At 64.3% G+C, this 23666-nt stretch carries 18 protein-coding genes; 9 read left to right on the top strand and 9 right to left on the bottom strand.

What is annotated here, in order from left to right; translation table 11 throughout:
• Positions 1-2 precede the first annotated feature (2 nt).
• Genes ACOQPI_RS06280 through ACOQPI_RS06295 form a run of 4 tightly spaced genes read left to right on the top strand, consistent with a single transcriptional unit; the run spans position 3 to position 7770 of the window.
• Positions 3-2444: a GcvT family protein gene (locus tag ACOQPI_RS06280; protein WP_420618832.1), complete on the top strand. Its 2442-nt coding sequence runs from the start codon at positions 3-5 to the stop codon at positions 2442-2444.
• Between the two features lie 20 nt (positions 2445-2464).
• Positions 2465-4897 (top strand): FAD-dependent oxidoreductase, encoded by a 2433-nt coding sequence (locus ACOQPI_RS06285; RefSeq protein ID WP_420618833.1) that lies wholly within the window; start codon positions 2465-2467, stop codon positions 4895-4897.
• Position 4898: 1 nt separating this feature from the next.
• On the top strand, positions 4899-6428 hold the full coding sequence (locus ACOQPI_RS06290; RefSeq protein ID WP_420618834.1) for a trimethylamine methyltransferase family protein: 1530 nt from the start codon (positions 4899-4901) through the stop codon (positions 6426-6428).
• A gap of 40 nt (positions 6429-6468) precedes the next feature.
• A complete protein-coding gene (locus tag ACOQPI_RS06295) occupies positions 6469-7770 on the top strand; it encodes an acyl-CoA dehydrogenase family protein (protein WP_420618835.1) in 1302 nt (433 codons plus the stop codon).
• 21 nt (positions 7771-7791) lie between these two features.
• Here ACOQPI_RS06295 and ACOQPI_RS06300 read toward each other — a convergent pair whose 3' ends face one another.
• Together ACOQPI_RS06300 and ACOQPI_RS06305 are read right to left on the bottom strand one after the other, a co-directional pair.
• A complete protein-coding gene (locus ACOQPI_RS06300; RefSeq protein ID WP_420618836.1) occupies positions 7792-9558 on the bottom strand; it encodes a GMC oxidoreductase in 1767 nt (588 codons plus the stop codon).
• Between the two features lie 13 nt (positions 9559-9571).
• Positions 9572-12055: a glycoside hydrolase family 2 TIM barrel-domain containing protein gene (locus tag ACOQPI_RS06305; protein ID WP_420618837.1), complete on the bottom strand. Its 2484-nt coding sequence runs from the start codon at positions 12053-12055 to the stop codon at positions 9572-9574.
• Positions 12056-12156: 101 nt separating this feature from the next.
• Between ACOQPI_RS06305 and ACOQPI_RS06310 the strand changes: the two genes are divergently transcribed.
• Complete coding sequence (locus ACOQPI_RS06310) at positions 12157-13131, top strand: Gfo/Idh/MocA family protein (RefSeq protein ID WP_420618838.1); 975 nt, start codon at positions 12157-12159, stop codon at positions 13129-13131.
• A 24-nt stretch (positions 13132-13155) separates the two neighbouring features.
• On the opposite strand, the gene ACOQPI_RS06315 is transcribed toward ACOQPI_RS06310, so the two are convergent.
• Genes ACOQPI_RS06315 through ACOQPI_RS06345 form a run of 7 tightly spaced genes read right to left on the bottom strand, consistent with a single transcriptional unit; the run spans position 13156 to position 19053 of the window.
• Positions 13156-14220 (bottom strand): cyclase family protein, encoded by a 1065-nt coding sequence (locus ACOQPI_RS06315; protein ID WP_420618839.1) that lies wholly within the window; start codon positions 14218-14220, stop codon positions 13156-13158.
• Positions 14221-14228: 8 nt separating this feature from the next.
• Positions 14229-15206: an acyl-CoA dehydrogenase family protein gene (locus tag ACOQPI_RS06320; RefSeq protein WP_420618840.1), complete on the bottom strand. Its 978-nt coding sequence runs from the start codon at positions 15204-15206 to the stop codon at positions 14229-14231.
• Positions 15203-16345: an acyl-CoA dehydrogenase family protein gene (locus ACOQPI_RS06325; protein ID WP_420618841.1), complete on the bottom strand. Its 1143-nt coding sequence runs from the start codon at positions 16343-16345 to the stop codon at positions 15203-15205. Before ACOQPI_RS06325 ends, ACOQPI_RS06320 begins: the two co-directional genes overlap by 4 nt.
• Before the next feature lie 11 nt (positions 16346-16356).
• Positions 16357-16641 carry a 2Fe-2S iron-sulfur cluster-binding protein gene (locus ACOQPI_RS06330; RefSeq protein ID WP_420618842.1) on the bottom strand — a complete coding sequence of 95 codons (285 nt, stop codon included), beginning with the start codon at positions 16639-16641 and terminating at the stop codon, positions 16357-16359.
• A gap of 22 nt (positions 16642-16663) precedes the next feature.
• Positions 16664-17152, bottom strand: a complete 489-nt coding sequence (locus tag ACOQPI_RS06335; RefSeq protein ID WP_420618843.1) for a VOC family protein — start codon at positions 17150-17152, stop codon at positions 16664-16666.
• Between the two features lie 7 nt (positions 17153-17159).
• Positions 17160-17651: a VOC family protein gene (locus tag ACOQPI_RS06340; protein WP_420618844.1), complete on the bottom strand. Its 492-nt coding sequence runs from the start codon at positions 17649-17651 to the stop codon at positions 17160-17162.
• A 28-nt stretch (positions 17652-17679) separates the two neighbouring features.
• Positions 17680-19053, bottom strand: a complete 1374-nt coding sequence (locus tag ACOQPI_RS06345; protein ID WP_420618845.1) for an amidohydrolase family protein — start codon at positions 19051-19053, stop codon at positions 17680-17682.
• 65 nt (positions 19054-19118) lie between these two features.
• Here ACOQPI_RS06345 and ACOQPI_RS06350 point away from each other — a divergent pair, with 65 nt between their 5' ends.
• The 4 genes from ACOQPI_RS06350 to ACOQPI_RS06365 all read left to right on the top strand — a co-directional run bounded on the left by ACOQPI_RS06350 (position 19119) and on the right by ACOQPI_RS06365 (position 23610).
• A complete protein-coding gene (locus tag ACOQPI_RS06350) occupies positions 19119-20141 on the top strand; it encodes a Rieske 2Fe-2S domain-containing protein (RefSeq protein ID WP_420618846.1) in 1023 nt (340 codons plus the stop codon).
• Between the two features lie 191 nt (positions 20142-20332).
• Complete coding sequence (locus ACOQPI_RS06355) at positions 20333-21553, top strand: SIR2 family protein (RefSeq protein WP_420618847.1); 1221 nt, start codon at positions 20333-20335, stop codon at positions 21551-21553.
• Between the two features lie 207 nt (positions 21554-21760).
• Positions 21761-23401 carry an ATP-binding protein gene (locus ACOQPI_RS06360; RefSeq protein WP_420618848.1) on the top strand — a complete coding sequence of 547 codons (1641 nt, stop codon included), beginning with the start codon at positions 21761-21763 and terminating at the stop codon, positions 23399-23401.
• On the top strand, positions 23398-23610 hold the full coding sequence (locus tag ACOQPI_RS06365; RefSeq protein WP_420618849.1) for a KTSC domain-containing protein: 213 nt from the start codon (positions 23398-23400) through the stop codon (positions 23608-23610). The genes ACOQPI_RS06360 and ACOQPI_RS06365 overlap by 4 nt, the downstream gene beginning before the upstream one ends.
• Positions 23611-23666: the final 56 nt, after the last annotated feature.

Genomic DNA, 23666 nt, shown 5'->3' on the forward strand with positions numbered 1-23666 from the left:
TGATGGCTGATCTCGGCGATCGGGCCCAGGTGGTGATCGTCGGTGGTGGGATCGTCGGCTGTTCCATCGCGTACCACCTCACCCGTCGCGGGGTGACCGACGTGCTGCTCATCGAGCAAGGCCAGCTCACCAGCGGCACCACCTGGCACGCCGCCGGCCTGGTCAGCCAGCTCAAGTCCAGCCACAGCCTCACCCGGCTGGCCACTTACTCGGCCCAATTGTTCGACGAACTCGAGGCCGAGACCGGCCAGGCCACCGGCTACCGCGCGCCCGGCTCCATTTCGGTGGCCGCTGACGAGGAGCGGTGGGAGGAGTTGCTTCGGGGCATGTCCATGGCCCGTACCGTGGGGGTTGACATCCGTCAGATCGACCTCGACGAGGCCCTCGAGTTATGCCCGCTGCTCAACGTCGACGACTTGGTAGGTGCGCTGTTCATCCCCCGAGACGGTGTGACCTCCCCGGTGGACACCACCATGGCTTTGGCCAAGGGGGCCCGAGCCGCAGGTGCCCGCATCGTCCAGGGCACGGCGGTGACCGGGGTGGTGGTGGAAGACGGGCGAGCGGTGGGGGTGGACACCGAGGCGGGCCGGGTGGAGGCCGAGACCGTGGTGCTGGCCGCCGGGATATGGACCCGCCAGCTTGCCGCCACGGCCGGGGTGAGCGTGCCAGTGCAGGCCTGTGAGCATTTCTACATCGTCACCGAGCCTGTCGAAGGGGCGTACCCCAACATGCCCACGGTGCGCGATCCGTCCAACTACATCTATTTCAAGGAGGAGACCGGCAAGTTGATGGCTGGCTTCTTCGAGCCTCGGGGCAAGGTCTGGAACTTGAACGGCATCCCCCGCGACCTCCAGTTCAAGACCCTGCCGGAAGACTGGGAGCACGTCGGGCCGATCTTCGAGCGGGCCATTCACCGCATGCCGGTGCTGGGGGAGGCCGGCCTTCAACTCTTCTTCAACGGACCCGAGGCCTTCACCCCCGACGGGGTGTACTACCTGGGGGAGTCCCCCGAGGTGGACCGCTGCTTTGTGGCCGCGGGGTTCAACTCGGTGGGCATCCAGTCGGCGGGGGGCGTGGGCTGGGTGCTGGCCGACTGGATCGTCGACGATCACCCGCCCATGGACCTCTCGATGGTGGACATCCGGCGCTCGTTCGGCTTCCAATGCGAGCCCGCCTATCTGGACGCCCGCATCCCCGAGAGCCTCGGCCTGCTCTATGCCATGCACTGGCCGTTCCGCCAGTACGAGACCGCCCGAGACATCCGCCGCTCACCGCTGCACGAGCGCATCGACGCGGCCGGGGCGGTGTTTGGCGAGGTCGGGGGGTGGGAGCGGCCCAACTGGTACGCCGCCCCCGGCCAAGAGCGGGAGTACCGCTATAGCTGGGGTCCGCAGAACTGGTTCGAGGCCAGCGGGGACGAGTGCGAAGCGGTTCGCAACGCGGTGGGCCTGTTCGACCAGACATCGTTCGCCAAGTTCACCGTGGAGGGCCCCGATGCCATGGCGCTGCTCAACTGGGTGTGCGCCAACGAGGTGGACGTGCCGGTGGGTCGGGCGGTGTACACCCAGTGGCTCAACGACTGCGGCGGCATCGAGGCCGACCTCACCGTGACCCGCCGGGGCGAGGACTCCTATTGGGTGGTCACCTCGGCGGCTACCGCCACCCGCGACTGGGCCTGGCTGCGGCGGGCCGCCCGGGGCAGGGACGTGGTCATCGAAGACGTCACCGACCATTACGGGGTGCTCGGCGTCATGGGGCCAAATTCCCGGGCCGTGCTCAGCCAGCTCTGCGACGCCGATCTCGGCAACGACGGCTTCCCGTTCGGCACCGCCCAGGATCTCTGCATCGCCGGGACAGAGACGCTGGCGCTGCGCATGACCTATGTGGGCGAACTGGGCTGGGAGCTCTACGTGCCCAACGAGCAGGCCGTGGCCCTGCACGATGCGGTGGTCGAAGCGGGCTCTTCCCTTGGACTGCGCCACGCCGGCTACCACGCCATGAACACGCTGCGCATGGAGGCGGCCTACTGCCATTGGGGCCACGACATCACCGACGAGGACACTCCCCTGGAGGCAGGACTGGGATTCGCGGTGGCCTGGGACAAAGCCGGTGGGTTCCGAGGCCGAGAGGCGCTGGCCACCCAGCGGGAAGGCCCCCGCACCAAGCGCCTCATCAAGCTCCGGCTGGAAGACCCCGACTGGCTGCTGTACCACGACGAGCCCATCTACCGGGACGGCCAGATGGTGGGCCGCACCAGCAGCGGCATGTGGAGCTACACCGAGAAGCGGGCCCTGGCCCTGGGTTACGTGGAATGCGCCGACGGCGTGACCAAAGACTGGGTGGAGGCCGGGCGCTTCGAGATTGAGGTGGCCGGGACGCCAATCGCCGCCACCGGATCTATTCGTTCGTTCTACGATCCCCGCAAAGAGCGGGTTCGACTCTGATTGACAAGGAGCAGCCAGCGGTGCGCGATGAAGCCCAGGTTGTGATCATCGGCGGTGGAGCCATGGGCGCGGGCCTCTTCTACCACTTGGCCCACGAGGGTTGGACCGACATCGTGCTGGTGGAGAAGGGCGAGCTGTCCTCGGGCTCCACTTGGCACGCCGCTGGTCTCATTCCCCATTTCATCGGCAGCCTGAACATGGCCAAGTGCCATGTGGTGGCCCCCGACCTCTACGCCAAGATCGAAGAGGAAACCGGGTTGGCCAGCGGCTGGCACGGCACCGGCGCCATCCGCCTGGCCCTCGACCGCCACCAGGTGGACTGGTTCCGCTACGTCAGCGGAGTGCTCGATCTGGTCGGGATCGAGAACCACCTGATCGAGCCCTCTGAGATTCTCGACCACTGGCCGTTCATGGACGTGTCCGACGTGCTGATGGGCTGTTGGACGCCCAACGACGGCTGGACCGACCCGTCCAGCGTCACTGCGGCCATGGTCAAAGGCGCCCGCCAACTAGGGGGCGAGCTATACCGCCACACGCTGGTCACCGCCATGAACCAGCTCCCCGACCACCGCTGGGAGGTGGTCTGCGAGGTCAAGGGGGAGACCCACCGCATCATTGCCGAGCACGTGGTGAACGCGGCCGGGTGCTACGCCCCCCAGCTCGGCGCCATGGTGGGCCTCGACGTGCCCATCGTGTCGGTGATCCACCAGTACCTCATCACCGAGCCCATGACCGAGATGAAGGAGCTGGGCGATTTCGACCCGCCGGTGATCCGCGACCCCCGGGCCTCGGCCTACTACCGGCGGGAGATCGACTCGCTGCTGGTCGGCCCCTACGAGCGGGAGAACGCCCAGACCTACGGGATCGAAGGGATCGACTGGGACAAGCACTTCTATCTGACCCCGCCCGACCTCGACCAGCTCATGCCCTGGCTGATCGAGGCCGGCAAGCGGATTCCCGCCTTCGCCGACACCGGCATCAAGACCGTGGTCAGCGGGCCGATCACCCACACCCCCGACTCCGGCTACCTCATGGGCCCGGCTCCTGGCCTGCGCAACTACTGGCTGTGCGCGGGGGCGTCCATCGGCATCACCCAGGGGCCGGGGGCGGGCAAGTACCTGGCGCAGTGGATGGTGCACGGCCAGACCGAGATCAACGTGGCCGAGATGGACCCGAGGCGGTTCGGCGACCACTGCGGGCCAACCGGGCGCTACGCCATCGAGAAGGCCATCGACGAGTTCCACGAGATGTACGCCACCCGCCTCCCCGGCGAGCAGCGCTTTGCCGGCCGTCCCCAGAAGACCGATCCCATCTACAGCCGGCTCGATGCCCGGCAGGCCCAGTGGATGGAGATCTTCGGCTGGGAGCGCCCGCAATACTTCGGCGAGCCCGAAGCCCACACCTTCCGGCACTCCAATGCTTTCGACATCGTGGGCGCCGAGTGCCGGGCCACCCGGGAGCGGGCCGGCATCGCCGACCTCACTGCATTCTCCAAGTTCGAAGTCACTGGGGCCGACGCCGGGGCGCTGCTCGACCGCCTCACCGCCAACCGCATGCCGGCCAAAGACGGGGGGATGCGCCTCACCCACTTCTTGACCGAGTTGGGCGGCATCGAGACCGAGATGACCATCACCCGGCTGGCTCCCGACCGGTTCTACTTGAACTCGGCCATCGTCGGGCAGTTCCACGACCGGGACTGGCTCTCCCACCATGTGCAACCCGGCGAGGACGTGACCGTTACCGACAGAACTGACGAGATGGGCATCTTGGCCGTTTCCGGCCCCCTGTCCCGCCAGATCCTGGCTCAGCTCACCGACGCCGAGTTGGAGGCCCCGGGGTTCCGCTGGCTCACCGGTCAGGAGATCGAGGTGGCCGGGGTGCCGTGTCTGGCCCTGCGGGTGTCGTATGTGGGCGAGCTGGGCTGGGAGCTGCACCACTCTCAAGAGCACACCGCCGAGCTGTACGACGCCCTGGTGGAGGCGGGCGAGCCATTGGGCATGGTCCACTACGGCGCTTACGCCATGAACACCATGCGCATCGAGAAGGCCTACAAGGCGATGGGCTTCGAGCTGACCACCGAGATCACCCCGGTGGAGGCTGACATCGGTCGGTTCGTGGACTGGTCGGGCGAGTTCCAGGGCAAGAAGGCCTCCGAGGAGCGGCTGGCCATGGGCGACGACATTGAGATGATCCTCGTGTACTGCGAGGTGGACACCACCGACAACGACTGTCGGGGCAACGAGCCGGTGTACGACGGCGACGAGCTCATCGGGCTGACCACGTCGGGCACTTGGGGCCACACCGTGGGGCGGGGCCTGGCCTTCGCCTACGTGAAACCCCAGTACAAAGCGCCGGGCACCCGCTTCGAGGTGCAGCTTATGAGCGACCGCCGTCCGGCAATGGTGTTGGACGGCCCGGCCTACGACCCCGACAACGAGAAACCGAGGGCTTGATATGGCGCGACGTGCAGGAGGCAGGGCGGCTCGAGTAGCCATGCGGGAGGCGCCGCCCGAAGCCGATGCCCGGGCCGTGTGGCCGGGGATGGCCGGCGGAGCCTACAAGCCCCTGTCCGATGGCCAGTGCGACGACGTTTTCGAGGCGGCTCTCGGTTTGTTGGCCGACCTGGGCATGGGGCAGGCCACCCCGGAGATCATCGAGGCGGTCACTGCCAACGGCGGCCGGATGGACGACGACGATCGCTTGCGATTCCCCCCCGACCTGGTGAAGCGGATCGTGGAGGGTGCCTGCAAGGAGTTCACCCTGTACGGGTTCGACCCCGACCGGGGGGTGGAGATCGGTGGAAACCGGGTTCATCTCTGCACCAGCGGGGCCGCGGTGATGATGCTCGATCACGACACCAAGCGCTTCCGCCCCAGCACCCTGTCCGACCTTTACGACGTGGCCCGGGTGGTCGACACCCTCGACAACATCCACGTGTTCGTGCGGACGCTGGTGGCCCGCGACATGGAAACCGCCCGGGAGCTGGACATCAACACCGCCTACGCCATCTTGGCCGGCACCACCAAGCCGCTGGGCACGGCCATGTTCCAACCCGAGCATGTTCATGAGTGCATCGACCTTTTCGACATGGCGCTGGGCGCCGAGGGGGAGTTCGCCCGGCGGCCCTTCAGCATCGGCAACAACACTTTCGTGGTGCCTCCCCTGCGCTTTGCCGAAGATTCGGCCCTGTGCCTGATGGAACAGGCCCGACGGGGCATGCCGATCAACCTGCTGTCCGCGGGCCAAGCCGGGGCCACCTCGCCGGCCGCGCTGGCCGGATCGCTGGTCCAGGCCTTGGCCGAGTGCCTGGCCGGGTTGACCGCGGTCAACCTGGTTGTGCCTGGCCATCCCTGTGTGCTGGGCATGTGGCCGTTCGTGTCCGATCTGCGCACTGGAGCGATGAGCGGGGGCAGCGGCGAGGAGGCGATCATCAACGCGGCGGCCGCCCAGGTGGTGAACTACCTCGGTTTGCCCTCGGGGGTGGCCGCCGGCATGGCCGACTCCAAGCTTCCCGACAACCAGGCCGGTGCTGAGAAGGCCAACGCCATCACCCTGGCCGCCAACGCCGGGGCCAACATGATCAACGAGACGGCCGGAATGCTGGCCAGCATCATGGCCTGCTCGCTGGAGGCCCTGGTGATCGACAACGACATGCTGGGGTCCATCAACCGCACGGTGCGGGGCATCGAGATCACTCCCGAGACCCTGTCTACCCAGGTAATCGCCGATGTAGTACACGGCGAGGGCCACTTCCTCGGCCACTCACAAACTCTGTCGCTCATGCAGACCGAGTACGTGTACCCCCAAATCGGCGACCGCCTCAGCCCCGACGACTGGGTGGACGCCGGCGCCCGCCAAATCGAAGACGTGGCCCACGACTACGTCACCGAAGTGCTCAACCGCCCCAAGCCCGACCACATCACCCCCGAAGCCGACGCTCTAATCCGAGAGACCTTCCCCATCCACCTCACCCCCATCCGCTGACGAAGCGCGCCGTCGGGTGAGGCTGTTCTAGTCTCGGATCATGGCCTGGGATTTTTCTACTGATCCGGAGTTTCAAGACCACCTCGAATGGCTGACGGAGCTCATGCACACCGAGATCGAGCCGCTGGACCACTACTTCCGGGGGCGGTCGCCGTTCGACAAGTCTGACGAGGAGGTGCAGACACATCTGCGCCGTATCCAGCAGAAGGTCAAGGACCGGGGGCTGTGGGCCTGCCACCTCAAGCCGGAGATGGGGGGCATGGGGTTCGGCCAGGTGCAACTGGCGCTGATGAACGAGATCTTGGGCCGCTCCACGTTCGGACCCTCCGCGTTCGGCAGCCAGGCCCCCGACTCGGGCAACGCCGAGATCTTGGCTCACTACGCCAACGACGAGCAGAAGGAGAAGTACCTCAAGCCGCTGCTGGCCGGGGAGATCTCCACCTGCTACTCCATGACCGAGCCTCAGGGCGGGTCCGATCCCAACCACTTCACCTGCACTGCCCACCGCGACGGCGATGAGTGGGTGATCAACGGGGAGAAGTGGTTTGCCTCCAACTATCCGCGGGCTGAGTTCCTGATCGTCATGCTCATCACCAACCCCGACGTGTCGGTGTATCGAGGCTCTTCCATGATGCTGGTGCCCCACGACGCCCCCGGCTTGGAGCTGGTCCGCAACGTGGGCGTGGGCGGTGAGCGCCGGGGCCACGGCGGCCACAGCTACCTGCGGTTCAACGAGTGCCGCGTGCCCATCGAGAATCTCATGGGCGAGGAGGGGGCCGGGTTCAAGATCGCCCAGACCCGCTTGGGCGGGGGCCGAGTACACCACGCCATGCGCTCGGTGGGCACGGCCAAGAAGGCCTTCGACATGATGTGCGAGCGGGCTCTCAGCCGCGAGACCAAGGGCTCGCTTTTGGCCGAGAAGCAGGCGGTGCAGCACATGATCGCGGACTCCTGGGTCCAGATCGAGCAGTTCCGCTTGCAGGTGCTGCACGCCGCCTGGCAGATCGACCAGTCGGACACCTCCAAGGCCCGGCTCTACATCGCCGGGGTGAAGGTGGCCACCCCCCGGGTGCTCATGGACGTGGTTTTCCGCTCCATGCAGATCCACGGCTCGCTGGGCATGTCAAACGAGACGCCGCTGGCCAACATGTGGATGATGGCCCCCACCTTCGGGGTGGCCGACGGCCCCACCGAAGTCCATAAAGACACCATCGCCAAGCAGGTGCTCAAGGACTACCGCCCCTCCGAGGGCCTGTTCCCCACCGAGCACATCCCGGCCAAGATCGAGTGGGCTCAACAGGTGATGGCCGAGCGCATCGAAGAGGAGCTGCTGAACGCCTGAGCCCAGGCCGTTCCGGCGGGCTTAGCGGGAGAGCAGGTCGGCCACTCGCCAGGAGTTGGCCATGATGGACAGCACGGGGTTCACGCCGCCGTTGGTGACATGCAGAGAGGAGTCGGCCACGAAGGTTCGTTCGCAGCCCCACACTTTGCCCTCAGGGTCCACCGCGCCGCCTGAAGGGGTGTCTGACATGCGGGCTGTGCCAGCCTGGTGCTGGCCGCCGGACAGGATCTGGAAGCCCATGGAGCCGCCGGTCACGTCTTGGGCGCCGGTGGCCGCAATCCATTCTTTGGCCCGGTCGGCCAAGAACTCTGCGGTGCGCAGGTCTTCCTCGTGCTGAACACCGAAGAACCGGGCTACCGGCAAGCCCCACTGATCCCGCACCTCGGCCGATAGGTCCAGCCCGGCTGAGCGGGTGGGAATCTCCTGGATCGGGCCCATGATCATGATGGTGCGTCGGTAGGTGTCCCGCAGGGCTTGACGGGCCGAGGCGCCCGTCGGACGCCCAAACTCGTCGATCTCACCGGCAGCCTCGGCCGCTCGCTGGTGCTCGGGTCGGAACCACGAGCCCATCACCCAGTGCTGCACCGGCGACACCGCGTACTCGTCGGCGATCATGCCGCCGCCGATGATTCCGTCGTTGTTGTGGCAGTGCTCCCGAGTGGCCATGGCCAGGCCGGGGCCGACGCCGTCGCTGAGCGGCTCGTCGGTATCCACATGGCCGTGGGCCAACACGTAGGTGTGGCCCTGGAGGCACCGGCCCACCCAGTCGTTGCCCAGCCGGCTCAGCATCAGCAGCCGGGCGGTCTCCACCGCACCGGCGGCCAACACGATCCGATCGGCCCGCACCGTACGCTGGCCGTGCTCAGAGCGCAGTTCCACCTCGCCTCGGTTGTCGTCGATCCGGGCGGCCAGGGTGTCGCACAGGATGTGGGCACCGGCCGCGGTGGCTCGGGGAAGGAGGGTGTTGTGGACGCCGTTCTTGGCGTCCACCGGGCAGGGGTGGCCGACGCACTGGCTGCAACTCGCGCACGCGGGACGACTCCCGTAGGGCCGAGAGTTGACCAGCAGGGGAACGGGCGCAGTGGCCCAGCCCAAGCGGGCCGCAGCTTCAGCCAGCATCTCGCCCCCGCGGTCGGGCAGGAACGGGGGCAGCGGGTAGCCGCGAGACCGGGGACCGTCGCCAGTATGGCCGGGCGCTCCGGCGACGCCCACCTCCCATTCCACCAGGTCGTAGTAGGGCTCGAGATCGTCGTAGGTGATGGGCCAGTCGGCCAGGGCCGACCCCTCTGGTATGCCGTACTCGCTGGCCATGCGGAACGTCTGCGGCGCGAACCGCCACCCTTGACAGCCGTACAGCCGGGGACCTCCCCCCAGCAGAACGGCATTGTTGTGATAGCGGAAATCGTGGGGCTCAAGGGCCTGCTCGCTGTCCCCATCCTTGACGGCTCGGGGATTTCCCACCGGGGTTACGCCCTCGCCGAACCCAAACACCGCGGTGCGATGATTGCGCACCGGGTCCCAGCCGATCTCCGTTGATTTGAGGGCGCGGCCTCGCTCCACCACCAGCACCGAGCATCCCGCCTCAGCCAGCACGTGAGCGGCCACCCCGCCGCCCGCACCGCTGCCCACCACCACTGCGTCGTAGTGATCCCGCACCTCGTCCCAACCGATCACCGGGGGCACGGTGTCGACCAACTCCGGCTCGCCGAGGGGGAACCGCTGATAGCCCAGCTCTTCCCAGCACCCCGAGTCGGGGTCGGTCAGCCAGCTCAGCGTATCTTGGTCCATGGCGGCCCTTCGGTCAGCCTTCGCTGACGGTGAGGCGACAGGTGGCGGGGTCGAGGCCGTCGGCGGTGAAGGTGAGATCTACCACGCCAGGGCCGGTGGGGCGGATCACGACCAAGGCCTGGCCGTCGTAGGTAGTGCAGGAGGTGGAGCCAAAGGGCTCGGTGGACTGGTGGTCGGCGCTGGCAAAGCCTTGAACCACCGCGGGCCCCTGCACAGAAACTTCAACTGGCCGGTTGGCGCCAGTGTGTACCACGCCGTCGGCGTCGGTCAGGCGCACAGCTACGTAGGCCAGGTCGGCGTCGGTGGCCGCGATTTCAGCACGGTCGGACTCGGCCACCAGTTGCAGCGGCCCGGAGGCAGTGCGCAGCGAGCTTCGGGCCGTCTCGGTGCCGTCGGCATACGCGATGGCCACCAGTTCGCCCGGCTCATAGGGGGCCGTGAACTTGGTGCGGAACTCCTCGATGGGCTGGCGGCCCAGGGACTGACCGTTGAGAACCAACTCAACCTCTTCGGCGCCCGAGTACACCTCTACGTCCGCTGCGGTGCCCTCGTATCCATCCCACGTCCAGCTGTCCGCGGTGTCGCTCCACGACCATGGGCTGGAGTAGACGACCTGCTTGTGGGCGTTCTCCAGTCGCTGCACGGCGATGAACGGCTCCTGGCGCAGGCCGAAGACGATCTCCCGGTAATAGGAGGCGGGGCGCCGGACACCGGTGATGTGAATGTCCCCAGTGTGGGAGACCAGCCAGGGATACGGCGCCACAATGCCGAAATACTCCGGCTCCACCTGGTCTTCGTCGTCGTACCCGACGCGCCCGATGCCCACCTCGCCCAGGTATTCCCAACCGGTCCAGGTGAAGTCGCCCACCAGGTGGGGATGGGCGCAGATGATCGGCCAGTCCCGGCCGAGGTCAACCACGTTGGTCTCGGAGCCGACGATCACCCGATTGGGGAACAGCTCATGGTCGATGAGATACCGGTTGGAGACGTAGTTGTAGCCCACCACGTCGAGGGAGGCGCACACCTCTTCGGTGCCCTCGGCGATGAGCGGCACTGTGAGCAGGCGGTCCTTCGCCTTGGCCCACGCCACCATCTGGGTGTTCACCCCTTGGGAGTCGGTCTCCTCGACGGTGGGCAGCGTGCTTGCATCAGTTGCTTCATCACTGCTCAGCTCGCCGAGAAGATCAGGGATCTGGGAGATCAGCCTTCGAATGGCCAGCATCGGCTGGACCCCGGTGGTCACGTAGCGGTGCGGGTCGAGCGACCGAACCAGTTCGGCGATCTCGCGTGCTCGAGCCGCTCCCAGCGGCGAGCCGACCTCGGGAATCTCGTTGCCGGTGGAGTAGAGCACCACGCTGGGGTGGTTGCGGTCTTTGCGCACCATGGTGGCGACATCGGTCGGCCACCGGTCCTCAAAGCGCAGGGCGTAGTCGAGATCCTTCTTGTTCTCGGTCCACATGTCCCACGTCTCGTCCATCACGATCACGCCGTGGCGGTCGCAGGCGTCGAGCATGGCCCGGCTCATCGGGTTGTGGGCGCTGCGCAGGGCGTTGAATCCGGCCGTCTTCAATATCTCCACCCGGCGCTCCTCAGCCCGCCCGATCGTGGCGGCTCCGATGGGCCCGTTGTCGTGGTGGACGCAAGCGCCCCGCAGCTTGATCGTCTCGCCGTTGATGCGCAGCCCGTGGCCGGGGTCGAGTTGGAGCGAGCGGATGCCGAAGACGGTGACCTCCTGGTCGAGCTCTACTCCGTCTTCGACCACTGAAGTGGTGCAAGAGTAGAGGTGGGGCTGGTCGGGGCTCCAACGATCCGGGTTGGACACCGCCAGCTTCTGGCGGGCCACCACGGTGGTGTGGGGGCGCAGGGTTACCGGGATGTCCCCGGCGGCCACTGTCTCACCGGCCGAGTTATGGATGTCGCAGGCCAGCCGCACGGTCACGGTGTGGGCGGTGTCGTTGTGCATTTCGGCGGCCACCTCTATCACCGCTCCGTGGTCGTCGATCTCCGGCGTGGTGACCCACACCCCGTCGATCACCAGGTGTACCGGGTTCTTGACCCAGAGGTGGACGGGGCGGTAAATGCCGGCGCCGGAGTACCACCGGGAATCGTCGTTGGCCCGACAGTGAACCTTGATGTTGTTCTCCCTGCCGTAGCGCAGGAACGGGTCCAAATCGACGGTGAACTCCATGTAGCCGTTGGGTTCGGACGCCGCGATGTCATCGTTCACGTAAACCATGGCGTCGCGGTACACCCCCTCGAACTGAAGGGCCACCCGCTTGTCGCGCCACTCGGCTGGCGCATCGAAGGATTTGGAGTATTCCCACACACCGCCGGGGAAATAGCCAGTGGAATGGGGACCCGATGGGTCTCGTGGGGTGCTGATGACCGCATCGTGGGGCAGGGTTGCCGGTTCGAGTGTGTTGTTCGGACCCCTCAACTCCGCGAAGGGGCTTGCTTTGGGCCGGACGCCCCAGTCCGTGTTGAATGACGATCTCATCAGTGCCTCCCGACGGCACAGAGTAGGGGAAGGTCATCTCGAACCCTTTGCCCCCGCTCTACGAAGGCAAGATCGAAGGCCAGTCGCGGTAGCGTCCGGCCATGACCGTTCGATGGGGAATTGCCGGGCCGGGAGGCATCGCCGTTGGGTTTGCCAACGGGCTCCAGTTGCTGGACGACGCCGAGATCTACGCCATTGGGTCGCGTTCGGCCGACCGGGCCAAGGACTTCGCCGCCCAGTACGGGGCCGCTGCGGCCTACGGCAGCTACGAGGACTTGGCCGCCGATCCCGACGTGGACGCGGTGTACGTGGCCACCCCCCAGTCCCGCCATGAGCAGGACACGCTGCTGTTCCTGGAGGCGGGCAAGCCCGTGTTGTGCGAGAAGCCGTTTGCGCTCAACCAGGCCCAGAGCCAACGGATGATCGATTCCGCCCGGCAACGGGGCCTGCTGTTGATGGAGGCCATGTGGAGCCGGTTCCTCCCCGCCTATCGGGTACTGGCCGATCTGCTCGGCGAGCAGGCCATCGGCCAGCCCCAGTTGGTGGAGGCCGACTTTGGGTTCCACCAGCCCTTCGACCCCGACCACCGGCTCTACGACCCCGAAAGGGGTGGCGGGGGGATTCTCGATCTGGGCGTGTATCCCGTGCAGTTCGCCTCGCTTGTGCTGGGCACTCCCAGCAGCGTGGCGGCCGTGGGCCGGATCGGCGAGTCGGGGGTGGACGAACAGGTGGCCGCAGTGCTCAGCCACGCGGGCGGCGAGTTGGCGGTAGTGAAGGCGGCCATCGCCACCAACTTGGGCTGCACCGCCCGCATCGCCGGCACCGAGGGAACGATCGAGATCCCGGCGTTCATGCACTGCCCCGGGTCGCTGACGGTTGTGCGCGGCTTCGAGCGGGAGGAGATCGACGGCTCATGGGAGGGCGACGGCCTCCGGTTCCAAGTGGAGGAATTCCACCGCTGCCTGGCCGCTGGCGAGCTCGAGAGCCCGGTGATCTCCCACGCCGAGACCCTGTCGATCATGGGCACCCTCGACCAGATACGCGACCAGATCGGCCTCCGTTTCCCGGGGGAGTGAGCGGGCGAAGCGTTTGGGCGGCGCCTACTTGATGGCGATGGGGTTGAGGGGTGAGCCGACCGCGCCGGGAATGTTGAGTGGCGGAGCGACCAGCATGAACTCATAGCGGCCGTCGGCGGCGCAATCGGCGGCGAGGGCGTCGAGCACCCAGAACTCGCCCAGGGGCAGCCCACGGTCCACCAGCGCCCCGCAGTGAACGGGGTGCTTTCGGTCCTCGGGGTCTTCGGGCACCAGCACCTCCACGCCAATAGTGTCGGCCGCCACCGCGGAGATGTCGTTGCGGTCGCACCAGTTGAGGGCATCCACTCCGAAACCCGGAGATCCTCCGAAGTACTCCTCCTGCTGGTCGGGGGTGAAGCTCGGATCCCACGACGCCATGTAGCCGGTGCGGATCAGGGCGATGTCGCCCGGCTCGACTGCGGCCCCTTGAGCCTCGGCGCAGCGATCCAGCATGGCCGAGTTGATGACCGTGGCCGGCGGCAACGGGTCGGACCCCTCGGAGCGGGGCAGGTCCAACAGCACCGCTCGGCCCACGAAGCTCTCCCGGTGGTTTTCGATGCCCAGCACCGCTCGGCCCACGAAGCTCTCCCGGTGGTTTTCGATGCCCAGCACCGATGCACCCCCGAAAGCGGTGACGTTGCCGGCCCAGTAGCCGTTGTACATCGTGTCCCGGTAGATCACATGGGCGAAACCGTCCCACTGGGTGGAGCCCTGGAGGGGCATCTGGAACATGTCGTCGTTCCACTGGAAGTCGGGATCGGCGGCGGAGTAAGGCGAGCCCACCACCTGGTCGGACCCGGCCATCATGAACCAGTGCAGCGGGGCCGGCCGGGTATGGAAGCGGGGGCCGTTGGCGTCGATGGGAAGGGCCAGCGAGAACACCTTGCCCGACTGGACCAGAGAGGCGGCCCGAACCCGCTGGTCGGGGCCGATCAGGTTCTGGGTGCCCCTCTGGTCGTCGTCGCCCCAGCGGCCCCAATTGTTGGGCCCCTCGGGCTCATAGCCGCCCACCACCTTGCCGTCCTCGTCCACGGAGTAGTCGGGGGCAGACCAGCTCGTGGCGTATCGGGCGTAGTCATCTCGGCCCATGGGTCCTCCTAGAGTTGGATGAGACGGGGAGCGGTTTCCTCAGAAAGCAAGTGGTGGCCGATCTCGGCGGGAAGCGAGCTGGCCGAGCCGAACAGCGTGTCCACCACCAGCATCCGCTTGAGCCAGAAATGGAATCGGTGCTCAGCGGTGAAGCCGATTCCGGCCAGAACCTGCTGGGCGTGGGTCGCGGTTGTGTTGGCGGCCTGGCCAGCTAGCGACTTGGCCAGAGCGGCCAGCAGGGGGTTGGGGTCTTCGAGGCATGCTTCGGCCACCGACGCCGCTCCCTCGATCTCGACCAGCGATTCGGCCAGCTTGTGGCGGATGGCCTGGAACGATGCCACCGGGCGGCCGAACTGGGCTCGGTCGATGGCGTGCTGGCGGGCCTCGGCCAGCATCCACCGGGCCCCGCCGAGTAGCTGATGGGCCAGCGCGGTCCGGGCTGCCGCCACTGCCGACTCCCAGCTGCCGCTGGCTGGGGCCGGCACCAGGGCGTCGGCCGGAATCTCCACTGATACCCGGCGGTAGGCGCGTCCCGGATCGACCCCTCCGGCAACCGGACCTTGGAATAGTCGGGCATCGGCGGTGCTGATGCGGACCCTGCCATCGGCCTCGACAGCCAGAATCGCGGTGGTTGCCTCCTCAGCTCGGGCTGATACCAGCCCGTCGACCTCCACTGCATCGCCTTGGGGGCGAGCCGGGGCCTCTGCTTGGTGGGGAGCGGGGAAGACCACACAGGTTTGGGGAGAGACGTCGATTCCGAGGGCGTGGGCCACCACGTCGTCAAGCAGGCTGGCGGCTGAATTGGTCTTGCCGAGAGCCCTGAATGCGGTGGCGGCTCCTTGGGAGGGGGCGGCGGAGAGCAGTTCGGCCCACCCGAGGTTGTACAGCGCCTGATCGGTCTCCTCGGGACGGGTCTCTTCGGCCATCGCGGCCTCGAACCCGGAGGCGAGCAGTGCCAGATCGTCGGCGCCCACCATTTCGCTCATGACTCCGGTCCCAGATCAAGTAATCGGCGGGCGACGATGTTGCGCTGGATCTCGGCAGTGCCCCCGTAGATGGTGGCCGCCTTGGAGTAGAGATAGTCATTGCGCCATGACGCAGCTGCGAGATCGTCGTCCAACTCCATCACGCCGGGTAACAGGTCGCGGGCCGTCTCGAAGAGCTGCTGTTCAGCCGACGTGATGAGGATCTTGTCGATCGACGTCTCTACACCGAGCTGTTCACCGTCGGCTAGGCGGTGCTGGGTGTCGCGGGAACGGCTCCGGAAGGCGACAATCCACTGGAACGCCTGGCCGAGGGCCTTGGCCGCCGAGTCGCTGCGGTCGCCAGCAGCAGATACTTGGGCGATCAGGTCGGAGAAGCGCCGGTGCAAGAGAGCGCCCCGGTGCCAGAACGTGGTGGACCGCTCGTAGGGGAGGATGTCCATAGCCACCCGCCAGCCCCCATTTACATCGCCGAGAAGCCGGTCGGCGGGCACGAACACATCATCGAAGTGCACCTCGGCGAAGTCCCGTCGACCATGCATGGTCTCGATCGGGCTATAGCTGATGCCCGGCGAGTCGATGTCCACCAACAGGGCGGTGATGCCCCGATGGGCGCTTTCCGGTTGGCCGGTGCGGACGAGCAGCACGCAGCGCTGGGAGTACTCAATAAAGCTGGTCCAGATCTTTTGGCCGTTGACCACCCAACCGCCGTCGGTTTCGGCCGCTCGGCACGAGAGGGAGGCCAGATCGCTGCCCGCATCCGGTTCGGAGAACCCCTGGCACCACATCTCATCGCCCCGCAGGAAGGGCGGCACGAGACGGGCGGAGAGCTCGGGCGGGGCGAAGTCGATCACCGTGGGGGCCAGCACCTCGATCATTGTCCAGGCGTTGGGGTCGGCGAGGTCGCGGAAGTTGATCTCCTCGCCGACGATGGCCCGCAGCAGCGGCGAGCCGCCGAGTCCGCCCACCGATTCCGGCCATCCGTAGCGGCCGAATCCGCTGTCGAAGAGGGCTCGCTTCACATAGGAGTAGTGCGCCATGTGGGCGTCAATCGAATCGATGCCTTCATACGGCGGAGTGAGATCGTTGGCGTTGTCGTCGAGCCAAGCTCCCAAGTCGCGGCGAAAAGTCTCGGGATCCATCACAGTGAGGATTACAAGCTGTCGTAGTCCACGATGGCGTCACAGTCGGGGACTGATTGGCAGGTGAGGATGAATCCCTCCTCCACCTCGTCGGGCTCCAAGGCCTCGTTGGCCCGCATGGTGACGCTGCCCTCCTGGAGAAAGGCCATGCAGGTGGCGCAGTTGCCGGCCTCACAGGAGAACGGCGGGTTGAGCCCGGCCCGCCGGGCGGATTCGAGCACCGTGTCGCCCTCGACGTAGTCCATCGTGCGGCGCTGGCCTCTGAAGATGATCGTCAGACTGGTGGGGTTGCTCACTGGGAACGAGGAGGCAGGTCTTTCAGCTCTGCTGCTGGGCGAGTTGGCTGGCGAGGGCGTAAACACCCTGATCGTAGGAGAACTCCACCATGTTCCCGTCGGGATCGGTGAGCATGCATATGTAGCCAATGGGGGGCGGCATGTCGGTGGGGGGCATGGCCAGGCACCCTTCGGCGCTGCCCTTGGCCGCGGTTTCCTCCACCGCCTCTCGGCTGGTCAGCTCGATGCCCAGATGGGCAAAGGGGGCCAGCTTGGCCATGGGTGAGTCCTTGAACGGGTCGGTCTCGGGGAAGAACTGGGCCAGCACCAAGATGAACGGCGAGTCGGCGGAGTCACCGTGGCCCAGCCAGGCCCCGTAGCCCATGTGGTCTTCCCGCCGGTCGAGCAGCCGCATCGGTGTGTGGGTGGTGTACCAGTCGATGGTGGCGTCCATGTCGGCCACCCGCAATGCGATGTGGGTCCAGCGGGCGGCCGGAGGGTGGACGTCGTAGACGGGGTCGTGATCGGTCACGGCTGCCTTACTCGTCGGTCCAGCCGTCGGGGATCTGGGGGTCGTCGCCGCCCTTGGTCCACAGGATGAGGGTGTTGCCCCACGGGTCTTTGAAGGCGGCGTTGAACCCGTTGAACTCGGCCCAGTAGTGCTCGCGCCACAGCTCGGTGGCCCCTCGGGCCACGGCCCGGTCCATGATGGCGTCGGAGGAGTCGTCGTCGCTCACCAGGATCCAGATCCGCACGGTGCGTCCGTCTTCGGCCAGGCCGCGGGGCTCGACCCCGGCAGGATCGGGGTGGGGGCGGGCGTTTGCCGCGTTGTGGATCCCCATGTGCAGGTTGCCGATTTCGCTCTGGGAGCCGTCGTCGAACTGGAAGTTCTGGCCGGGGACGATCCGGTGGAACACGCCGGCGGGGCGGGGCTCCACCTCCCAGCCGAACACCTCGTGGTAGAAGGCGGCTGACGCCTCGGGGTCATCGGAGGGGAAGTCAACGAAGATGAGAGTGTTTGGGTAGGTCATCGGCTCTATTTCTACTTGATGTTGTTGGCTATCGCATCGGCCAACGGGAACGGGGGCGGATGCCGGAGCGCTCGATGATGGATTGGGCGGCCTGGCGGGCCTCGGTGCGCAGCGAGTCGGTGTCCACTGTGGTGCAGCGGCCGTCGGCAATTACGAGGCGGCCGTCCACCAGCACATCAGTCACCGAGCGGCCTCCGCCAGCCCACACGAGTTGCAGGATCGGGTCAGGGCTGGGTGGCTGCCACTGGATTCCGGAGCGATCGATCACCACGATGTCGGCGGCCTTTCCTGCCTCCAGTGAGCCGATCCGGTCGTCCATGCCCACTGCCTGGGCGCCGGCGATCGTCAGCAGCTCGAAGGCGTGGTGGGCGCCGAACTCAGTGGGGTCGGCGGCGGTGTCTTTGGCCAGCCCGGCGAATAGGACGGCTGCCCGCAGGCCGTCGATGGCGTCGCCGGCGTTCTCGGTGTCGCAACCCAACGCCAGCCGGCCGCCCCGCCGCCACAGCTCCAGGTGGGCGAAGCGCTCAGTGAGCCCCTGGCCGAGGCGCAGATAAGCCCACGGGCACGACGCCACCGCGGTACCGGTGCGAACCAGGGTTTCCACCTCGGCGTCGTCGATGTGTACGGCGTGGCCCACCAGCACATTGGGGCCGAGCACCCCCAAGCGGTCGAGGTGTACCAGCGGGCGGTGCCCGGTGCGCTCCAGATAGCTGGCGGCGTCGTCGGGGGTGGGGGAGATGTGGAAGCTGAGCCGACGCCCGGTGGAGCGGGCCAACTCCGCGGCCGCCATCACCAGATCGTCGGACATCAGGTCGTGGCCCACCAGCGCGACCGATGCCTCCACCAGGCCGCCAGGGGGATATTGCTCTATGAGATCCCGCTGGGTGTCGATCACCTCGTTTACCGGACCTGACTGGGGCAAACCGTCGGCGTCCGACCCCCAGCGGGCGACGGCCCCTCGCACGCCCACTGAGGCCATGGCTTGGGCCACCCGGTGGGGGTGGGCCACTGTGCCGGCGTCGATGGTGGTGGTGATCCCGTTGGCTGCGGCCTCCACCAAACCCAGGGTGGCGGACAGCTCATCGTCATCTTCGGTGACGTGCTCGTGGACAGGCACGATCCACTCGAAGATGGCGGCGCCGGGGGGCAGGTCGTCGGGGATGGCCGAGGCCACCAACCGGTCGGCAGTCAGGTGCTGATGGGCGTTGACGAACCCGGGCACTACAAGCGCGTCGGCCGATCCCCGTTCGGGAGCGCCGGGATATCGCGCTCTGATGTGGTCGGCCTTTCCCACCGCGGCGATCTTCCCTTCGGCCACCGCCACCGCGCCGCCCGAGATGATGGCGCGCTCGGCGTCCATGGTCACGATGTCGCCGGTGATCACCCAGTCGGCTGTCGACACGTCAGTTGACGTTACCGGCGCTGTGTCTGGGAAACAGGAAAACCGATAGGCGGTATCATCGGCCCATGAGTGGGAACGGCGCTTCCAACCAGCTCGTCGGCCAGCCCGCGCTGGACCATCAGTGGTACCCCATTGCCCTCAGCGAAGACATCGCTCCGGGCCCGGTCGGGATTCAGGTACTGGGTCGCCGCTATGTGCTGTGGCGTTCCGACGACGGATCACTCACCGCGGCCCCCGACCGCTGCCCCCACCGAGAGGCCCCGCTGTCGGAGGGACGCATGGTGGACGGCTGCGTGGAGTGCCCTTACCACGGGTGGCGGTTCGGAGCCGGGGGCCGCTGCCAGCTTGTGCCGTCGTCGCCGCTGGGAACCCCGGTACCGCCCAAAGCCCACTTGGAGATGGTCAACGTGGAGGAGCGCTATGGGCTGGTGTGGCTGTGTCCGGGCAAGCCCCTCGGTCAGATCCCGGAAATCCCCCAAGAGGACAACCCAGAATTCCGGCGGCTCAATACGCCCTTCCAGCAGTGGGCGGTTTCGTCCACCCGGATCACCGACAACTTCATGGACTTCTCCCACTTCCCGTTTGTGCACACCGCCACCTTCGGGCTGGCCCAGGAGACGGTGATACCGCCCTTGGAGATGGGTGACCTGCCCGACGGCTATCGGGGCTACGTCTATGAGGTGAACGCCAACAACACCAGCGACGCGGGCCAGACCACTACCGGCCAAGACGACGACGTGCTGCACCGCCGGATGACCACCGGCTACGTGCTGCCGTTCTCAGTGCGCAGCACCATCGCCTACGAATCCGGCCTCGAGCACATACTGCTGCTGTTGACCACTCCGATGGACGACGTGAACTCGCTCTTCAACTTTGTGGTGTGGCGCAATGACGACTTCTCAGTCCCCGCCGAGGAGATCATGCAGTTCGACCTGGCCATCGGCGCCGAAGACAAGGCCATGCTCGAAAAGTTCGAGGGCGTCCTCCCCATGGACCTCACCGCCACCGTCAGCGTCCAATCCGACCGCCCCTCAGTAGAATGGCGCCGCAACCTAGCCGCCCTCCTCGCCGAAGGCGGCGCGGCGTAGAAAGGAACCCCCGATGGGGGCCGAAGACAGTTGCATCTGGTAAACATCATTGGTTCTTAGAATCCCTCAGAGTCCCCTAACGAAAACGCCGTGCAGACGAGGGCATTGATGGCAGAAAGAAATCGGATGCCTGAACGTCAACACACAATTGAATGGCTGTGGCGGGATCGGTGCCCTAGCTCTTGGGTCAGATGATGCAGCAGGATGTGATTCACAACCCGGATCACTACATGGCGGATTTGCGTCATGTGCTTTCACAAGGACGGAAACGAATCGGGCTTCTAATCGGTGCGGGTGCTCCAACCGCTATTCGGGTCGACGGAGACGGACAGATAGTTGAGAATGGGGGTGAGCCACTACTACCTGATGTCGCTGGCCTAACAGATGCCGTGCTCTGCTCATTGTCTGAGGATGACAACAAGATCATCGAAATATTGAAGTCAGAATTGTCTGGTTCCATCAATATCGAAACCATTCTAACCCAAGTGAGAAGACTCGCCCAAGCAATTGGTACTGCCAAGGTGCATGAATTGGATGCTGAAGGTTATGCAGAAATGGCCAAACGCATTTGTCAGCATATTGGAGAAGAGGTAAAAAGCGAACTCCCAGCAACATCAAACCCATTTTCGGATGTAGCCTCTTGGATTTCAGGTACGACACGGCTACATGCAATAGAGATCTTTACACCCAATTATGATCTACTGATCGAAGAAGCCTTGGAGAGAGCTCGCGCGCCCTATTTCGATGGTTTTAGCGGTTCCTTCAGGCCATTTTTTGATGCTGCAAGTGTTGCCACTGACGACCTCCCACCTCGTTGGACTCGCCTTTGGAAACTTCATGGTTCATTGGGCTGGGAACCATCTCGCCACACCGTCGTCAGAACAGGGACTAGGGAAGCAACTGAACTAATCTATCCCGACCACCTCAAATACGACCAGGTTACCAGACAACCGTATTCAGCCTTATTTGAGCGATTGCGGTCTTTTCTGACAACTCCAGATACACTCCTGTTGTGCTGCGGTTTTTCCTTTTTGGACGCTCATATTTGCGCTGTGCTTGAAGAAGCAGTGACAGCAAATCCTCATTCTGCTGTATTTGCTTTTCAATTCAAGTCTCTCGAAAAAGAGGGAGCGGTTGTCACTATCGCGCGTTCACATCCAAATGTGAGCGTCTATGCCAGCGATGGGGCTATCATTAATGGTGTTGAAGGCCGTTGGGAACCTGGAGAGCTTCCAAATGAAGAATGGGAGGCGATCCGAAATACGTTTTGGAAGGCAGATCGCGGAGACGGGATTGGGAAATACCTGCTCGGAGATTTTGCCAAACTCGCTAGATTTCTGGCATTGACACGAGTACAGAGGTTGAGTGATTCAACGGAGTCCTCCAATCATAATGGCGAACGGGAGGGTTGAGTGCTGAGTCGTGATCCTACCTTTCTGGGAGTTATCGCAGCTGTATCAGGATCTTCACTAAATGTCCAACTTGCAAAGTCAGTGCAATCTGGGCTGTCTATCTTTCAAGGGCAAACATACAGGATAGGTCAGGTTGGCAGCTTTGTAAGGGTGCCACAGGGCTATCAAGACCTATATGGAGTAGTGTCAGAAATCGGAGCCAGTGCCGTGCCCGACGACTTAGACTTGAACGGTGACACCGGTCGCTGGATGAAAGTTGAACTAGTAGGAGAAGTTGTAGGCGGTTCCTTTGAGCGAGGAGTCGGACAGTACCCAAATATTGAAGATCCAGTCCATATAGCAGTTGAAGAAGATATACGCAGACTCTATGACATTAGAGAGCATGGACATGTCGTTATTGGAAGTCTCGCCAGTGCCGAGAGCATTTCAGCAAGAATTTCTCTGAATGAATTGGTCACTCGTCACTGTGCAGTGTTGGGTTCTACAGGTTCTGGAAAATCCACAACTATAGCAAGCCTTTTGAGGGCCATAACAACATCAAAAGACCCGTCAGATAGTTATCCGAATGCCCGGATTCTATTGTTAGATGTTCATGGTGAATACTCGGTGCCTCTAAGCGATGTAGCAAAGGTATTCAGTGTAGAGCCTCAGCAAGAGGAAGAACGGTTATACATACCCTACTGGGCACTTGATAGCGACACGCTCCTAGAATTTCTGGCGGGCCAATTGGAAGGCAACAGTGAGACGGCGTTTACAGACAAGATTTACGAACTAAAGGCCGCGTCTCACGAGTTGCTTGAATTTCCTGGAATTGATTCAAGCTCCATAACGGTGGACACTCCGTTGCCTTTCAGCCTCGCGAAGCTTTGGTATGATCTCATTAATTTTGAGATTGCGACTTTTGAGGGTCCCGACCGAGATCAGCCCGCCCTTTTGGATCGAGGTGACCCAGATGCTCTTATTCGACCTACTTACAAGCGTCATGGTTTGGGTTCGGCAGGTCCATTTATTAATCAAAATGCCGTGGGAATTCAACGTCAATTAAATCTACTCCGTTCGAGGTTGCTGGATCGCCGTTTTGAATTTCTCTTACACCCTGGTCCGTGGAAGCCCGCGCTTGATGGAAGATCGGAGAAGGACCTAGATGCTCTCTTGGCCAGTTGGCTTGGTGGTGATAGACCTATAACTGTCCTCGATCTATCTGGTGTACCTAGCGGCGTATTGGAACAGCTAGTAGGTTCAATATTGAAAATCGTCTACGATGCCCTCTTTTGGAGTCGGGAAAAATCAGAGGGGGGTGTCAACCGCCCGCTGCTGATCGTGATGGAAGAAGCTCATCGGTACTTGTCCGATGAATTGGGCGGAACGGCATCCGCGATGGTTCAGAGAATAGTGAAAGAAGGCAGGAAGTATGGAGTCGGTGCAATGGTAGTTAGTCAGCGCCCATCAGAAGTAAACGAAACTGTCCTTTCCCAGTGTGGAACCTACTTTGCGTTGAGACTGTCGAGTCCGTCAGACCGCATGCGTGTCCGAGGTACGCTGCCAGACGGACTCGCAGGGCTTCTCGATGTGCTACCGATACTGCGAACCGGGGAAGCTATCGTTACCGGCGAGGCCGCAAAATTGCCAATGCGCTGTCGAGTTGCTTTGCCTTCGGAAGAGCATCGGCCGCGGAGCGAAGACCCGAATGTAAGTGGTAATTGGGGCAGGGCAAAATTGCCGGAAGGGTACGATAGAGTTGTGGCGTCTTGGCGTTCGCAGAGCCCGCTCGCGATTGTTGAGTCTCCGAATATTGATAGGGTTCCGGTCAAGGACGATCTCATGGAAGAGGAAGAAACGGCTAAATGAACAGACAACAGGTTTCGTCGTCAAACATAAAGGCGATAGGTTATGACGTTCCTACGGAGACGCTTGAAGTTGAGTTTTTGAGCGGATGGGTTTATCAATATTACGGAGTGTCGCAATCTGTGCACGGAGAATTTATGAAGTCGCAGTCCAAAGGGCGGTTTCTTAATCAATATATCAAGAATGCGTATCCGTATTCCCGTGTCGGATAGAGAAGAGCATTAGACGCGGCCTGGATCCCCCGCAAGTGGTGGCTCCCTTTGCCATT

Source organism: Candidatus Poriferisocius sp., from assembly GCF_965219815.1.
Lineage (GTDB): Bacteria > Actinomycetota > Acidimicrobiia > Acidimicrobiales > Bin134 > Poriferisocius.

Coding starts and splice junctions, on each gene's coding strand:
- ACOQPI_RS06290 (WP_420618834.1), top strand. CDS start 4,899: ATGGCGCGACGTGCAGGAGGCAGGGCGGCTCGAGTAGCCATGCGGGAG.
- ACOQPI_RS06320 (WP_420618840.1), bottom strand. CDS start 15,206: ATGAGCGAAATGGTGGGCGCCGACGATCTGGCACTGCTCGCCTCCGGG.
- ACOQPI_RS06325 (WP_420618841.1), bottom strand. CDS start 16,345: ATGGATCCCGAGACTTTTCGCCGCGACTTGGGAGCTTGGCTCGACGAC.
- ACOQPI_RS06315 (WP_420618839.1), bottom strand. CDS start 14,220: ATGGGCCGAGATGACTACGCCCGATACGCCACGAGCTGGTCTGCCCCC.
- ACOQPI_RS06350 (WP_420618846.1), top strand. CDS start 19,119: ATGAGTGGGAACGGCGCTTCCAACCAGCTCGTCGGCCAGCCCGCGCTG.
- ACOQPI_RS06365 (WP_420618849.1), top strand. CDS start 23,398: ATGAACAGACAACAGGTTTCGTCGTCAAACATAAAGGCGATAGGTTAT.
- ACOQPI_RS06310 (WP_420618838.1), top strand. CDS start 12,157: ATGACCGTTCGATGGGGAATTGCCGGGCCGGGAGGCATCGCCGTTGGG.
- ACOQPI_RS06340 (WP_420618844.1), bottom strand. CDS start 17,651: ATGACCTACCCAAACACTCTCATCTTCGTTGACTTCCCCTCCGATGAC.
- ACOQPI_RS06355 (WP_420618847.1), top strand. CDS start 20,333: ATGATGCAGCAGGATGTGATTCACAACCCGGATCACTACATGGCGGAT.
- ACOQPI_RS06305 (WP_420618837.1), bottom strand. CDS start 12,055: ATGAGATCGTCATTCAACACGGACTGGGGCGTCCGGCCCAAAGCAAGC.
- ACOQPI_RS06295 (WP_420618835.1), top strand. CDS start 6,469: ATGGCCTGGGATTTTTCTACTGATCCGGAGTTTCAAGACCACCTCGAA.
- ACOQPI_RS06280 (WP_420618832.1), top strand. CDS start 3: ATGGCTGATCTCGGCGATCGGGCCCAGGTGGTGATCGTCGGTGGTGGG.
- ACOQPI_RS06300 (WP_420618836.1), bottom strand. CDS start 9,558: ATGGACCAAGATACGCTGAGCTGGCTGACCGACCCCGACTCGGGGTGC.